Here is a 12596-nt window from a genome sequence, read left to right as displayed (position 1 = left end):
CATATGCAGTGCGCACTCTATGACGCCGGACGCTGCCGCTCCTGTCAGTGGATAGAACAGCCGGTCTCTCAACAACTCACCGCCAAAATGGCCGACCTGCAACAGCTGCTGGCTGAACACGCGGTGGGCGAGTGGTGCGCACCCGTCAGCGGCCCGGAGCAGGGTTTCCGTAATAAAGCCAAAATGGTGGTCAGCGGCAGCGTTGAAAAACCGCTGCTGGGGATGCTGCACCGCGACGGCACACCGGAAGACTTAACCGACTGCCCGCTGTATCCCGCCTCGTTTGAGCCCGTCTTTGCCGCACTGAAACCCTTTATTGCGCGTGCAGGGTTAACGCCTTACAACGTCGCCCGCAGGCGCGGCGAGCTGAAATACCTTCTGCTGACCGAAAGCCAGAAAGACGGCGGCATGATGCTGCGCTTCGTGCTGCGATCGGAAACTAAGCTGGAGCAGCTGCGCGCGGCGCTGCCGTGGCTGCAGGAACAGCTTCCGCAGCTCAAGGTCATCACCGCAAACATCCAGCCGGTGCATATGGCGATCATGGAAGGGGAGAAAGAGATTTTCTTTACCGAGCAGCACGCGCTGGCAGAAAACTTCAATAACGTCCCGCTGTGGATACGCCCGCAGAGCTTCTTCCAGACTAACCCGGTAGTTGCCAGCGCGCTGTACGCCACCGCGCGGGACTGGGTCCGCGCACTGAACATCAGCCACATGTGGGATCTGTTCTGCGGCGTGGGCGGCTTCGGCCTGCACTGCGCCACGCCAGAAATGCAGCTGACCGGCATCGAGATTTCCGCCGAGGCTATCGCCTGCGCGAAGCAGTCCGCCGCCGAGCTGGGGCTAACGAATCTGCACTTCCAGGCGCTGGACTCGACGCAGTTCGCCACCGGGCAGGGCAACGTGCCGGAACTGGTGCTGGTCAACCCGCCGCGCCGGGGAATTGGCAACGCCCTGTGCGACTACCTCAGCCAGATGGCGCCCGATTTTATCGTCTACTCCAGCTGCAACGCGCAAACCATGGCGAAAGACATCGCCCACCTGCCGGGCTACCGCATTGAGCGCGTTCAGCTTTTCGATATGTTCCCGCATACCGCGCATTATGAAGTGTTGGCGTTGTTGGTGAAAACGCGCTAATCCTTAACATCGCCCGGTGGCGCTGCGCTTACCGGGCCTACAAACTGGAGTAGGCCGGGTAAGGCGTAGCCGCCACCCGGCATGAACCCGGCACAATGTTCAACAAAATGTGAACTCTTCATCCCTGCAAAATCGGGTAAGCTTACGTCATAAGAACTGAATAAAGGCTTACCCATGAAGCAGATCCTGCTGGTGGAAGACGACCACGATATCGCGGCGCTTCTGCGTCTTAATTTAGAAGATGAAGGCTACAGCATTACCCACGAACCCGACGGGGCTAAGGCGTTACAGCGTCTGGAGTCCCAGCCGTGGGATGCGGCGATCCTCGACCTGATGCTGCCTAACGTTGACGGGCTGGAGATTTGTCGCCGCATCCGCCAGATGACCCGCTATCTGCCGGTGATCATCATCAGCGCCCGCAGCAGCGAAACCGACCGCATTACCGGGCTGGAAACCGGTGCCGATGACTACCTCGCCAAGCCGTTCTCGGTGCAGGAGCTGATCGCCCGCATCAAAGCGCTGTTCCGCCGCCAGCAGGCGATGGGGCAGGCGCAAACCTCGGGGCTGATTCAGGCGCACGGCCTGACGATCGACCCGCTGGCACGCGCGGTACGTTTGCACGGCCAGGACGTCGATCTCACGCCGCGCGAGTTCGAGCTGCTGTACTTCTTCGCTCGTCATCCCGGCGACGTTTTCTCGCGGCTTGCGCTGCTGGAGCAGGTCTGGGGATATCAGCACGAAGGTTACGAGCACACCGTCAACACCCACATTAACCGCCTGCGCATCAAGATTGAGAAGGATGCCGCCGAGCCGGAAATCATTCGCACCGTCTGGGGCAAGGGCTATAAATTTGCGGAGCAGAATCATGATGCGCCGCTTTAGCCTCAGCCAGCGGCTGACGCTGCTGTTTATTCTGCTGATGATGCTCTGCGCCACCGTGGCCTGCGCGGTGCAGCTTTACACCAGCATGCAGTACGGCAACGCGATGGTGCAGCGGCTGTCGGGCGGGCTGGCGCAACAGATCGTGCAGCGGGAACCTATTCTGGACGCGCAGGGCAGGGTCGATCGCCGCGCGCTGAAGCCCCTGTTCGATCGGCTGATGACCTTCAATCCGAGCGTCGAGCTGTACGTCGTTTCCCCGGACGGCGAGATCCTGGCCGATGCCGCGCCGCCGGGCCATATTCAGCGGCAAAGGATCGACCTTGCGCCGGTTCAGACCTTCCTGAGCGGCACTGCCATACCGATACTGGGCGACGATCCCCGCAGTCAGAATAAAAAGGTCTTCAGCGCCACGCCGCTGCGGCAGGACGGCGAGCTAAAAGGCTACCTGTACATTATTTTGCAGGGCGAAGAGTCGAACGCGCTGGCGGAGATGGCCTGGCACAAGGCGCTCTGGAGTACGGTGCTGTGGTCACTGCTGTGGGTCGCCCTGTTTGGACTGCTCGCAGGAATGCTGATTTGGTACTGGGTGACGCGTCCGGTGAAGCACCTGACGATGGAGGTCGCCGGGCTGGAGCAGGACAGCATGAGCGCCATTAAACGGCTGGCAGCCGAGCCGCTGGAGCCTGCCGTCAACGACGAAGTGGCGATGCTGCGGAACAGTTTCATCGAGCTGGCGCGCAAAATCACCTCCCAGTGGGATCGGCTGGCCGACAGCGACCGCCAGCGCCGGGAGTTTATTGCCAATATTTCGCACGACCTGCGCACGCCGCTGACCTCGCTGCTGGGCTATCTGGAAACCTTGTCGCTGAAATCCGCCACCCTCACGCCGCAGGAGCATCAGCAGTATCTTGCCACCGCGCTGCGTCAGGGGCAGAAGGTGCGGCACCTGTCCCAGCAGCTGTTTGAGCTGGCGCGCCTTGAGCACGGCGGTATTAAACCGCAGCGCGAGCGCTTCGCGATGGGGGAACTGATCTCCGACGTGGCGCAGAAGTTTGAATTAACCGCCCGCACGCGTGAATTAAATCTGCATATTGACGTGCCGGGACCGCTGCCGCTGGTGAACGCCGATGTGTCGATGATCGAACGCGTAGTGACCAACCTGCTCGATAACGCGATGCGCCACACGCCAGCGGGCGGGGAAATACGTCTGGCGGTCTGGCAGGAGAATGAACGGCTGCAGGTCGAGGTGGCAGACAGCGGAACGGGCGTGGAGGCTTCGCTGCGCGACGATCTGTTCCAGCGGCCTTCGGCGTTGAATACCCAGGCATCGCGTGAGAACCGCGGCGGGCTGGGGCTGTTAATCGTTAAGCGAATGCTGGAGCTACACGGCGGTGGGATCGGCCTGATGGAATCGGTGAGCGGGGCGAGGTTCAGATTTTTCGTGCCACTTTGAGAGATTGCCGGGTGGCGCTGCGCTTACCCGGCCTACAACCCCCCGCGTAGGCCGGGTAAGGCGAAGCCGTCACCCGGCAAAAGAGATTTACTGCGGGAACCACTGGTCGCTGATTTTCTGATACGTACCGTCGGCTTTAATCGCCTTCAGCGCGCCGTTCAGTTTTTCCAGCAGGGCCTTGTTATCCGGACGTACCGCGATGCCGAGGCCCGTGCCAAAGTACTGCGGATCGGTCACCTTCTCGGTTGCGGTCCCCAGCTGCGGATTGGTTTTCAGCCACTCGTTCACCACGGCGGTGTCGCCGAATACGCCGTCGATACGGCCATTTTTCAGGTCAATAATCGCGTTCTGGTAGCTGTCATAGGCCACGGTTTTCACTTCAGGATGCTTGTCCTGCAGATACTTCTGGTGCGTGGTGCCGTTTTCCATCCCGATGCGTTTGCCTTTCAGCTGATCGAAAGAGGTATAAGCCCCTTTCTTCGCAATCACGACCGCAGAGTTGGCGTAGTACGGGTCGGTAAACGCGACCTGCTTGCTGCGCTCAGGCGTGATGTCCATCCCGGAGATCACCGCATCGTATTTTTTAAATTTCAACGACGGGATCAGGCTGTCGAAGGCATGGTTGGTAAAGGTGCAGTCGGCCTGCATCTGCGTGCACAGCGCTTTCGCCAGATCGATATCGAAACCGACGATCTGGTTGCTGGCATCCAGCGATTCAAACGGCGGATAGGTGGCGGAAACGCCGAAGTTGATTTTGTCTGCTGCGGATGCGCCAGTGGCGAAGGTTGCCAGTAATGCGGCCAGAACTAACTTTTTCATTGTCATACTCCCGTCTGTAAGTCTTATGGAAAAACAATGCCAGCAATTGAATTTATATGCAATATAAATGATTAAATATTATTTTAATTGCAAAAAAAAACGGATAACCAAAAGGTTACCCGCATTGATTAATCACATTTATGCACTTCTTGCCGGGTGGCGCTGCGCTTACCCGGCCTACGATCTGCGCTCAAACGCTAACGCTCTGCGCTCGATCAGGCGCATCATCAGCGTCAGCAGACCGTTGACCACCAGATACACCAGACCCGCCGCACCGAACACCATCACGTCGTAAGTGCGTCCATAGAGCAGCTGCCCGTGGCCCATCACTTCCATCAGGGTGATGGTGTAGGCCAGAGAGGTACTCTTGAACACCAGCACCACCTCGTTGGAATACGAGGAGAGCGCGCGCTTAAAGGCGTACGGCAGCAGAATCGCCAGCGTGTCTTTCTTGCTCATGCCGAGCGCCCCGCAGGACTGCCACTGGCCTTCAGGGATGGCGCGGATCGCACCATAGAACAGCTGGGTGGTATAGGCCGCACTGTTCAGGGAGAGCGCAATCAGGGCGCAGAGCCACGGCTCGGAGAGCAGGTGCCAGATAACCGGATACTCCTGCAGCGACGGGAACTGGCCCGGGCCGTAGTAAATCAGGAAGATCTGCACCAGCAGCGGCGTGCCGGTAAACAGGGTAATGTAGGCGCGCACGATCCATACCAGCACCGGCGTTTTCAGCGTCAGGATGATGGTGAAAATCAGGGCCAGGATCAGTGCCACCACGATAGACGCCACGGTCAGCGTCAGGCTGGTGTGCAGCCCCTTCATCAGCTCGGGTAAGTAGTCAAGCATCAGCCCGGTCTCCGTTCAAAACGCGTTGCGCGCAGGTCGATGCGTTTGAGGATGTACTGACTCAGCAACGTGATCACCAGGTAGATAGCCGCCGCCACGATGTACCAGGTAAACGGCTCCTGGGTACGGGTGGCGATACTTTTGGTCTGCAGCATTAAATCGTTCACGCTGATGAGGCTCACCAGCGCGGTGTCCTTCAGCAGCACCAGCCACTGGTTGCCCAGCCCCGGCAGGGCGTGACGCCACATCTGCGGCATCACCAGGCGGAAAAAGATCGCCGCTTTCGACATGCCGAGCGCCTGGCCGGATTCCCACTGCCCCTGCGGAACCGCCTTTAGCGCGCCGCGCAGCGTTTGTGACGCATAGGCAGAGTAGAGCAGGGAGAGGGCAATCACGCCGCACAGGAACGGGCTGACGTCGAAGTTTTCAATCTGCATCTGCACCGGGATCTGCGCAAATCCGAGATTAATGGTGAAGCCGTCCGACAGCGTTAACAGCAGCTGAGAGGAACCGAAATAGATAAACAGAACCACCAGAATTTCCGGCAGCCCACGCAGCACGGTCACCAGCGCGGAGCCCGTCCATGCGACGGGGAACCATTTAGCCGATTCCCACACCGCAAAGAACATCGCCAGCACGAGGCCGATGATCAGTGCACAAACGGCAAGGCCGACGGTCATACCGGCGGCGCTTGCTAAAGGAAAAATTTCATTCATCAGGAATTACTTCTGGAACCATTTTTGGTAGATGGTTTCGTAGGTGCCGTCTTTCTTCACTTTTTCCAGCGCAGCGTTGAATTTCTGCTGCAGCTCGGTGTTGCCCTGACGCACGGCGATGCCCAGACCGGTGCCGAAGTAGGCTTTATCGGTCACTTTGTCGCCGACTGGCGCCAGCTTGTCGTTGGCTTTCAGCCATTCAGTGACCACCGCGGTATCACCAAACACGCCGTCGATACGGCCGTTCTGCAGGTCCAGCTTCGCATTCTGGTAGCTGTCGTACGGAACGGTGGTGATTTCCGGGTGTTTATCCATGATGAATTTCTGGTGGGTGGTGCCGTTTTGCACGCCCACTTTCTTGCCTTTCAGCTGGTCGATGGAAGTGAACTTGCCTTTCTGACCAATGAACAGGGCGGAGTTGTCGTAGTAAGGGGTAGAGAACAGCACCTGCTTTTCACGCTCGGGGGTGATGTCCATACCGGCCATCACGGCGTCGATGCGGCGGAACTTCAGGCTCGGGATCAGGCTGTCGAACGCCTGGTTGCTGAAGGTACAGGTCGCGTCGATCTCTTTACACAGGGCGTTAGCCAGGTCTACGTCGAAGCCAACAATCTTGTTGTTCGCATCGATGGATTCAAACGGAGGATAAGACGCTTCGGTGGCGAAACGAATGGTCTGGGCTGCGGTAGCGGAAAGGCTGACGCTAGCAAGCAGCGCGGCAATCAATACTTTTTTCATTATCATTTTCCCTAACACATCAGTGAGATAAGTAATTTTTAAACGCATCGGTTTGCGGGTTGGTGAAGCAGCTCGCGTCACCTTGCTCAACGATATACCCGTTTTCCATGTAAACCACGCGGCTGGCGGTTTTACGCGCCACTTCCACTTCATGGGTTACGATGACCTGAGTAATGTTGGTTTCCGCCAGCTCGCGAATGATGCTCACGATCTGGGCGGTGATTTCCGGGTCCAGCGCCGCGGTTGGCTCATCAAACAGCAGCACCGCAGGCTCCATCATCAGCGCACGGGCAATCGCCACGCGCTGCTGCTGGCCGCCGGAGAGGTGTAAAGGATAGCGATCGCTGTAGGGCTTCAGGCGCAGACGTTCCAGCAGCTTTTCGGCGCGCGCCATCGCCTGGTCCTTGCTTAAACCAAGCACGCGGCAGGGCGCTTCAATCAGGTTTTGCAGGACGGTCAGGTGCGGCCAAAGATTGTATTGCTGAAAAACCATGCCGACGTTTTGACGCAGTTCACGAATCGCTTTATCAGACGGCGTTTTCGCAAAATCAAAATGGTTACCGGCAATCGCCAGCGTGCCCGAGCGGGGCATTTCAAGCAGATTAAGGACACGCAGAAGGGAGCTTTTGCCCGCGCCGCTTGGGCCGAGCAAAACCAGCGTTTCGCCCTCCGGGCAGCTCAGCGTGATGTCGAACAGCGCCTGGTGTGCGCCGTAGAAGCAGTTAATGCCGTTTAGTTTAATACTCATCGGGGCAGTCTTTACTCATCCAGGCAATCTATAGCAATTGAGGCCGCAGATAGTACCGTTGACAGAATAGTTATGCAATATTTCTGCGTTAAAAGTTAAATATAACCCGTCATACTCACTAAACATAGCACAAAATAGCGAAGGCCAAAGGCGGCGAGTATAAATGTCGGCATTCCGCATGAAATGCCGCACATTTTACGGGGTTTACGCTTTTTAAACGGCTGTTTTAGCGATTCTCAATCGACTGGCGAAGCGTGCCTGCCGGGGCATGTACGCTGCCACCGATGTAGCGTACGTCGTCGACGGCCCAGCAGTGGCCTTCGCGGATCATCAGCACTTCATCCTGCCATGACTGGCTGCCCTGGGTCAGCTTCACGCGCAGGGGAATGTTCCGCGCGTCGGTGTTCGGGATAGTCGACGCGCTGGCAACGTCTGCGCTGTCTGGCAGCGTAGTGCGGCTGGAGAACGGATCGGACTTCAGCAGCGCGTTATGCTGCGGATCGCGCGAGGCATCGTTCAGCAGCTTTGCCAGCCCGTCGCTCAGGTACGGACGCAGGCCGGTGAGATCGTTGCCGCGGTGCTGAATGCGATAATCATAGAACTGCTGCGCCACGGTATCCGGGCCGCCCTCAATGCAGGGGCCGCTGCGGGTGCCGATATCCTTAAAGGCTGGCGTGACCGGGGTGGTGCAGGCGCTGAGCACCAGCGCACAGGGCACTAAAAGCGTTAAAGCAGAGTAGCGCATGTTGATTTCCTTATTTGTTAACTATCCTTTCAATCATAGCGTAACGAACCGATAATGCTGTTGCTAAGGCATTGAACGCTAAAGAAGGAGAGAAAGTATGCAATTTTCAACTACCCCGACCCTGGAAGGGCAGCCCATTACCGAATACTGCGGCGTGGTCACCGGTGAAGCGATTCTGGGCGCCAACATCTTCCGCGACTTTTTTGCCGGCATCCGCGACATCGTCGGCGGTCGCTCTGGCGCGTACGAGAAAGAGCTGCGCAAAGCGCGCGAAATTGCTTTTAAGGAGCTGGGCGAGCAGGCCAAAGCCCTGGGCGCCGATGCCGTTGTCGGGATTGATATCGACTACGAAACGGTGGGCAAAGATGCCAGCATGCTGATGGTAAGCGTTAGCGGCACGGCGGTGAAAACGCGTCGATGAAGCGTCCGCTTTCCACACTCCTGCTGGCGTTGCTGCTGGCAGGGTGCGCCTCGGAAAAAGGCGTCGTTGATAAAGGTGCCTACGAGCTGGATACCCGGCATCAGGCGCAGGCGGCGTACCCGCGTATAAAGGTGCTGGTGATCCACTACACCGCCGATGATTTCGACAGCTCGCTGGCAACCCTGACGGACAAAAACGTCAGCTCCCACTATTTAATCCCCGCCATTCCCCCCGCGCCGGATGGAAAACCGCGCATCTGGCAGCTGGTGCCGGAGAGCGAACTGGCCTGGCACGCGGGCATCAGCTTCTGGCGCGGCACCAACCGCATCAACGATACCTCTGTGGGCATTGAGCTGGAAAACCGCGGCTGGCAAAAGCGCGATGGCGTGAAAACATTTACCCCTTTCGAGGGAGCGCAGATTGCGGCGCTGGTTCCGCTGGCGAAGGACATTATTGCCCGCTACGACATCAAGCCGCAGAACGTGGTGGCGCATTCGGATATTGCCCCGCAGCGTAAGGACGATCCCGGCCCGCTGTTTCCCTGGCAGGCGCTGGCCCAGCAGGGGATCGGGGCCTGGCCTGATGCCGATCGCGTGAATTTCTATCTCAACGGACGCCCACGCTATCAGGAGGTAGACCGCGCAGCGCTGCTCGATCTGCTGGTGCGCTATGGCTACGAGGTGCCCGACAACGCGACGGAGCAGCAGCAGAAGAGGGTGATAACCGCATTCCAGATGCACTTCCGGCCCGCGGTGTGGAGCGGCGTCGCGGATGTTGAAACCCTGGCAATTGCAGAAGCGCTGTTAGAAAAATACGGGCAGGGGTAATCCTTCGGTTACCCCCGAATGAGTATTTTTAGGCTGCTTTCGTTAAGATTAATCTTAAGTAAAAACTCAATTCATTTTTAGTTAATTGACTTAAAATTATCCGGATTTAAGATGGACACATAGCTTGCTAAGTAATGAAGCAAACAAATTTAAAAAACGCTGATTTTATTTTTTCTCTTTAATGTTTTCATCAGGAAAATATTCAGGAATTCAGGCCCGCTCGCCTAAATTCTGTCTTTTAAATTTCACATCTTAAATCGGGTATAACAATGTTAAGCATCTATGCAAAAAAATTACGTCCGCAAAATGAAATGAACGCGATTATTGCTGCAACGTCAGGTTTTGAAGAGAAGACGTTAAAAAAATGGCAGAAAATTTCGACCAGTGATTCACAATATATCCATATTATTGTCAGCGGTGAAGTTGAGTTCCGCCGTGAATCGGACGAACTCTGCATGTTCACCACGCAAGGGTCGTGCGTCTTTGGCCTCTCTTCTATGTATTACAGCTCAACACATATGTACGGCCTCGTGCGCGCTAACACGGTTGTTCGCTCCATCAAAAAAGAGACCTTCGTCCAGATGTTGACCGAGCATAATCTGTGGCCGCAACTGACCAAAGTGCTTTCCTGGTATGTTTGCATGCTGAGCAAGCGTGACGATGTCCTGGTTGCCCGCAGCGCCTACGCCGTCGTGCGCGAATTCCTGTACGAAATTAACGATCTGATTGTTCATCATCAGCGTGATATCAACATCTATGATTATATTCAGGAATACACTAACCTGGCTCGCAGCACCATTATTAAAATCCTCTCCGATCTAAAGAAAGGGCAATATATTGTGGTGGAAAAAGGTCGACTTCTTAATCTCACCGCGCTGCCAGAAAAATATTGATTACTCCAGCCGGTCTCCTTTTATCGATAGCGGAGACCGCACATTATCTTTATGTAGAACACTGCTTTGCGAATTATCCTGCGTTTCGTCTACGGGCGGCGCGGGAATTTTGCCTTGAGAATAATCCTGCTCTTGTTCCTTTAACGCCTGCTTAAATAACGCGGTTAGCGATGAATCGTCATTGCCTGCCCCGTCGCGGGCATCTTCATGCGCCTCGGTGCCGGGCAAGGTATCCCGCGACGTATCGTGCGGAACTGCGCTATCGGGGGCCTGCTGCCAGTCGGCATCGTCGCTGTTAATCGGCAGATCCTGCATGGCCGGCACGTCAGCGGGGATCTGCACCGGAGCGGGTTTCGGGTGCGGATGCGGGAACGGTTTACTCACGTACACATAATGCATATCCGACAGCTGCGTGTCCGGTTTGGCCACGCTCACTTTTACCGGCACGGGGGCAGGGTGGCGCAGGTTCCAGTAAATATGCGCATACACTCCCGCTATCAGCATGGCGCAGAGTCCCAGCATCCATAAAAGGCTTTTGCCGAGAACGTTTTTCAGACGCGGGACGCGGTACGAAAACCAGACCGCCTCCCCGGAAGTGTAGCTGCGCTGGGCCGCAAGACAGATGGTAGACATTAGGAATGCTTCTCCTGCTTTTTCACGTCCGGAGTCGAACGGGAGGCCTGGATCAATACGCTCGGCGTGGTGTTGGTTTCACGCATCAGCTGCATCAGCGTATCCTCGCCCGGAATGCCGTCCACGTGCAGATTCATTTTTTGCTGGAATTCACGCGTGCGTTTCATCATCTCTGCGGTCCAGGTTTGTGAATGCGTTTCAGGCTGGGCCAGCGCCTGGCTCAACTGCTGGTCGAGCCAGCCCAGATCTTTTGCGTCGCTGGCGGCGCTAATGGCGTCTTTGCCTTCCGGCGTCAGCCGGTGCAATTGCGTGTAGTTTCCGGTGGCATGCTGGTTGAACCAGCTGCGGCTCACCTGCCAGGTGCGGTTGTTCATCAGCAGATCGAGAGACGTATCCCCCACGCGGGCGACCACGGCGTAGTTAAGGTGATTGCCGGTTCTCAGCTCGCTGACCCACGGATAGCCCTCATGCGCCAGGGCATCCGGTGCGGCGTTGCCCTGTTTACACATCAGGTTGACCTTAGCGGCGTTCTGGCACAGGGCATCTTCCGCCGACGCGTCATAGCCCCACATCAGATACAGCTGGTGCATGGCGTCCGGCTGATTCACCATCTCATTATCGATAACCGGCACAGCAGGTGCCTGAACTTTTGGCGTCTGCTGCTTCCAGCTGACGGGAACCGGGAGTTGAACCGGAAGGCGTGCATTAACAGAGGCGGTCAAATACCAGCCGCAGGCGGCGAACAGCACCGATGCGAACAATCCCACGGCTGCCAGGCGCTTACCGTGTTTTTTCGCCGGCAGGATCTCACCTGCCGCCAGGCGCAAATGACGAGGGCTAACCTGAGCGGCGCGCTCTGTCCATGCCGCCAACAGTGACAGGTGCGCCAGTTCGTTCAGCCTGCCGATATTCCCTTTTGTCAGGGCATGCATTTTACGCACGCGGGCCGGCGTTAAGGGCGACGTCTCGCACCCATGCTCTTCGCACTGCGCCTGCACGTAGTCGAGCGTTTCGCGACAGGTCAGGGGGCGTATAACGTGATGCGTATGAATGTATTCGCGCAGTTCAGGCTGCTGCATCAGCACCGCATCCTGAGCCGCCGCGCCCATCAGCACGACGGACAGGCGGAAGTCCAGCTCCTGAGCGCGGGTGAGCAGCATCGCCAGCACTTCCCGGCAGCTGTCTTTCATCGCTTCGGTATGGGCGATCGCCAACACTTTGGCTTTTGCTTTCCCTTCCTGCCACTGACGCAGCACGGCATCAACCGCCTGCATACGGTTCTTGCTCTCTTTCGTTCCCGGGCTGAGCTTGTACAGCAGGCTACTGGCGCTCAGTTTTGGAAACGCATTGATGGCGAGCACGGAACCGGTGCCGGACTTCAGCCCCTCGCTGAGCTGGGCCAGCAGCTGGGCGTCGTCGCTAAAGAGCCCCATAATTCCCGCCTGCTGCGTTTTCTCTTTCAGCAGGTTGAACACGTCCTGATGATAAGGCACCAGAAAATCCCCGGACAGGCGGGTTATCTTCCGAAAGGGCGGGTTTTTAAAATTGAAGTGGCTCTGATACATAACGACTTACCGTCTCTGATTAGGAATAGCAACAGGACGAGAAAGTAAGGCAACGCTACTTAAGGGTCAATTTACGTACAGGGTAAAAATATCCTGCTCTCAGGGTCTAACATCTGGATTTTATACGGTCAATATTTTTCTTTATTAAAGTTAGTGGCAAAGTCAGTGGTCGTATT

At 56.8% G+C, this 12596-nt stretch carries 14 protein-coding genes; 6 read left to right on the top strand and 8 right to left on the bottom strand.

Annotated features, from left to right (window positions below; translation table 11 throughout):
- Positions 1-3: 3 nt before the first annotated feature.
- The 3 genes from rlmC (at position 4) to E0L20_RS04240 (ending at position 3469) form a co-directional block, all read left to right on the top strand.
- The gene (rlmC, locus tag E0L20_RS04255) at positions 4-1134 is read left to right on the top strand and encodes a 23S rRNA (uracil(747)-C(5))-methyltransferase RlmC (protein WP_131632874.1); all 1131 of its coding nucleotides are present in this window, start codon (positions 4-6) and stop codon (positions 1132-1134) included.
- 174 nt (positions 1135-1308) lie between these two features.
- Positions 1309-2016, top strand: a complete 708-nt coding sequence (locus E0L20_RS04245) for a response regulator transcription factor (protein WP_131632872.1) — start codon at positions 1309-1311, stop codon at positions 2014-2016.
- The gene (locus E0L20_RS04240) at positions 2000-3469 is read left to right on the top strand and encodes a sensor histidine kinase (protein ID WP_131632871.1); all 1470 of its coding nucleotides are present in this window, start codon (positions 2000-2002) and stop codon (positions 3467-3469) included. The genes E0L20_RS04245 and E0L20_RS04240 overlap by 17 nt, the downstream gene beginning before the upstream one ends.
- Before the next feature lie 87 nt (positions 3470-3556).
- Here the strand turns inward: E0L20_RS04240 and artJ are convergent, their stop codons facing one another.
- The 6 genes from artJ to E0L20_RS04210 form a co-directional block, all read right to left on the bottom strand.
- Positions 3557-4288: an arginine ABC transporter substrate-binding protein ArtJ gene (gene artJ, locus E0L20_RS04235; protein ID WP_131632870.1), complete on the bottom strand. Its 732-nt coding sequence runs from the start codon at positions 4286-4288 to the stop codon at positions 3557-3559.
- A 177-nt stretch (positions 4289-4465) separates the two neighbouring features.
- Positions 4466-5134 (bottom strand): arginine ABC transporter permease ArtM, encoded by a 669-nt coding sequence (artM, locus tag E0L20_RS04230; protein ID WP_006174318.1) that lies wholly within the window; start codon positions 5132-5134, stop codon positions 4466-4468.
- A complete protein-coding gene (artQ, locus tag E0L20_RS04225; RefSeq protein ID WP_119934913.1) occupies positions 5134-5850 on the bottom strand; it encodes an arginine ABC transporter permease ArtQ in 717 nt (238 codons plus the stop codon). Before artQ ends, artM begins: the two co-directional genes overlap by 1 nt.
- 6 nt (positions 5851-5856) lie before the next feature.
- Positions 5857-6588 (bottom strand): arginine ABC transporter substrate-binding protein ArtI, encoded by a 732-nt coding sequence (gene artI / locus E0L20_RS04220; protein WP_125914173.1) that lies wholly within the window; start codon positions 6586-6588, stop codon positions 5857-5859.
- Between the two features lie 19 nt (positions 6589-6607).
- Complete coding sequence (gene artP / locus E0L20_RS04215; RefSeq protein WP_131632869.1) at positions 6608-7336, bottom strand: arginine ABC transporter ATP-binding protein ArtP; 729 nt, start codon at positions 7334-7336, stop codon at positions 6608-6610.
- A gap of 226 nt (positions 7337-7562) precedes the next feature.
- The gene (locus E0L20_RS04210; RefSeq protein ID WP_131632868.1) at positions 7563-8081 is read right to left on the bottom strand and encodes a lipoprotein; all 519 of its coding nucleotides are present in this window, start codon (positions 8079-8081) and stop codon (positions 7563-7565) included.
- A 97-nt stretch (positions 8082-8178) separates the two neighbouring features.
- On the opposite strand from E0L20_RS04210, the gene E0L20_RS04205 reads away from it, so the two are divergent.
- The 3 genes from E0L20_RS04205 (at position 8179) to E0L20_RS04195 (ending at position 10222) form a co-directional block, all read left to right on the top strand.
- On the top strand, positions 8179-8502 hold the full coding sequence (locus E0L20_RS04205) for a heavy metal-binding domain-containing protein (protein ID WP_006174327.1): 324 nt from the start codon (positions 8179-8181) through the stop codon (positions 8500-8502).
- Entirely contained in the window at positions 8499-9329 is an 831-nt protein-coding gene (locus E0L20_RS04200; protein ID WP_131632867.1) for an N-acetylmuramoyl-L-alanine amidase, read from the top strand. The genes E0L20_RS04205 and E0L20_RS04200 overlap by 4 nt, the downstream gene beginning before the upstream one ends.
- Positions 9330-9598: 269 nt before the next feature.
- The gene (locus E0L20_RS04195; RefSeq protein ID WP_131632866.1) at positions 9599-10222 is read left to right on the top strand and encodes a helix-turn-helix domain-containing protein; all 624 of its coding nucleotides are present in this window, start codon (positions 9599-9601) and stop codon (positions 10220-10222) included.
- Here E0L20_RS04195 and E0L20_RS04190 read toward each other — a convergent pair whose 3' ends face one another.
- Both E0L20_RS04190 and E0L20_RS04185 read right to left on the bottom strand, forming a co-directional pair.
- On the bottom strand, positions 10223-10855 hold the full coding sequence (locus tag E0L20_RS04190; protein ID WP_131632865.1) for a hypothetical protein: 633 nt from the start codon (positions 10853-10855) through the stop codon (positions 10223-10225). It abuts the gene before it with no gap.
- Complete coding sequence (locus E0L20_RS04185; RefSeq protein ID WP_131632864.1) at positions 10855-12420, bottom strand: ExeA family protein; 1566 nt, start codon at positions 12418-12420, stop codon at positions 10855-10857. The genes E0L20_RS04190 and E0L20_RS04185 overlap by 1 nt, the downstream gene beginning before the upstream one ends.
- Between the last annotated feature and the right edge of the window lie 176 nt (positions 12421-12596).

Origin of the sequence: Enterobacter wuhouensis (assembly GCF_004331265.1) — a bacterium.
GTDB lineage: Bacteria > Pseudomonadota > Gammaproteobacteria > Enterobacterales > Enterobacteriaceae > Enterobacter > Enterobacter wuhouensis.
This window is presented reverse-complemented; position numbering and strand designations above follow the sequence as displayed.

Excerpts from the sequence above, each read along its gene's own strand:
- rlmC (WP_131632874.1), top strand. The coding sequence starts at position 4 with ATGCAGTGCGCACTCTATGACGCCGGACGCTGCCGCTCCTGTCAGTGG.
- E0L20_RS04245 (WP_131632872.1), top strand. The coding sequence starts at position 1,309 with ATGAAGCAGATCCTGCTGGTGGAAGACGACCACGATATCGCGGCGCTT.
- E0L20_RS04240 (WP_131632871.1), top strand. The coding sequence starts at position 2,000 with ATGATGCGCCGCTTTAGCCTCAGCCAGCGGCTGACGCTGCTGTTTATT.
- artJ (WP_131632870.1), bottom strand. The coding sequence starts at position 4,288 with ATGAAAAAGTTAGTTCTGGCCGCATTACTGGCAACCTTCGCCACTGGC.
- artM (WP_006174318.1), bottom strand. The coding sequence starts at position 5,134 with ATGCTTGACTACTTACCCGAGCTGATGAAGGGGCTGCACACCAGCCTG.
- artQ (WP_119934913.1), bottom strand. The coding sequence starts at position 5,850 with ATGAATGAAATTTTTCCTTTAGCAAGCGCCGCCGGTATGACCGTCGGC.
- artI (WP_125914173.1), bottom strand. The coding sequence starts at position 6,588 with ATGAAAAAAGTATTGATTGCCGCGCTGCTTGCTAGCGTCAGCCTTTCC.
- artP (WP_131632869.1), bottom strand. The coding sequence starts at position 7,336 with ATGAGTATTAAACTAAACGGCATTAACTGCTTCTACGGCGCACACCAG.
- E0L20_RS04210 (WP_131632868.1), bottom strand. The coding sequence starts at position 8,081 with ATGCGCTACTCTGCTTTAACGCTTTTAGTGCCCTGTGCGCTGGTGCTC.
- E0L20_RS04205 (WP_006174327.1), top strand. The coding sequence starts at position 8,179 with ATGCAATTTTCAACTACCCCGACCCTGGAAGGGCAGCCCATTACCGAA.
- E0L20_RS04200 (WP_131632867.1), top strand. The coding sequence starts at position 8,499 with ATGAAGCGTCCGCTTTCCACACTCCTGCTGGCGTTGCTGCTGGCAGGG.
- E0L20_RS04195 (WP_131632866.1), top strand. The coding sequence starts at position 9,599 with ATGTTAAGCATCTATGCAAAAAAATTACGTCCGCAAAATGAAATGAAC.
- E0L20_RS04190 (WP_131632865.1), bottom strand. The coding sequence starts at position 10,855 with ATGTCTACCATCTGTCTTGCGGCCCAGCGCAGCTACACTTCCGGGGAG.
- E0L20_RS04185 (WP_131632864.1), bottom strand. The coding sequence starts at position 12,420 with ATGTATCAGAGCCACTTCAATTTTAAAAACCCGCCCTTTCGGAAGATA.